Source organism: Paraburkholderia sp. EG304 (genome assembly GCF_046543485.1).
Taxonomy (GTDB): Bacteria; Pseudomonadota; Gammaproteobacteria; order Burkholderiales; family Burkholderiaceae; genus Paraburkholderia; species Paraburkholderia youngii.
In genome coordinates this window covers 1-996 of sequence record NZ_JBKGUA010000239.1, presented here as the reverse complement: position 1 = coordinate 996, position 996 = coordinate 1, and the positions used below count along the sequence as shown (strand labels likewise).

General features: G+C 55.7%; 1 pseudogene. It reads left to right on the top strand.

Annotated elements, in window-relative coordinates:
• Positions 1–234: 234 nt before the first annotated feature.
• Positions 235–485 (top strand): annotated as a pseudogene (locus tag ACLFKU_RS43595) (IS5/IS1182 family transposase); the annotation flags it as partial.
• Positions 486–996: the final 511 nt, after the last annotated feature.

Genomic DNA, 996 nt, shown 5'->3' with positions numbered 1-996 from the left:
GAGATGGCATTGGTTCCACCTGAATAAAAGGCATTGAGCATCAAATCGACATCACAAACCGGCGCAGCGACTCATTGAAATGAAGTGCTGCTCGCCGGCGAGGGGTATTTCAACAGCCTGTTAGAGAATCACGCGGACATCAAAAAAACATTTTTGTATCTATGTGATGGGCGATCGGTGCCATGATGGCAGCAATCCCATAGGGCCTGCAGTCTCGATCTTTGCTTGTGTGCGCACAGGGGGTTTTCGGGATTAGACAAGGGTATGACGCGTTTGGCTGGTGAGAGTGCGATTCTCCGGTTCCGTCACCTCCTCGCAACACACGGCTTGGCCGCGTGATACGCACGCTGGTCAATGAGATCCTGAGCGAGCAAGGCTTGATGCTGAAGGCAGGGTCGGCGGTCGATGCGATCTTGATTTCGGCACCCAGTTCGACAAAGAACGGCTCTGATACACGGGGCCCGGAGACGCACCAGATGAAGAAGGAACCAGCAGCAGTTTGGAGAGACGAAGGCCCGGTATCGAGGGTTGATGAAGAGCACCGCGCAGATCACGACACTGTTTGCACTGGCCAACCGTTGAACGGCGCGCAAGGCTTTACGCGAAACGTGAAAAGCCCATCGGTCTCGGCAAACGGAGGTCGTCATGCTTCGAAAGCCGGGCGACCACCCTGCCAACAAACTCTTACGACTGATATGCCGCAAGTGGCAAAAGATCAGCGCTCTGAAAACTAGCGGCTGAGCGACGCAGACCGACGAGTGGTATGGGTGACTGCGTGGCGCTGAGGGAGTAAGGTGGCTCCGGTCGAGCCGGCTGGGACAAGCCCAACGATGAGCTTCCTCTGAAATTTCGCCTTCCAGCAGGTCGGATATAAACTCGACCGAAAGGAAGGAAAGAAGAAATGTTTAAGGTACCGCACCAGGTGTACACGGCGGAGTTCAAGGAAGCTGCAGTGCAACGAGTCAAGGACGGGCAAGGCGTGAGCGCCGTGGCCGG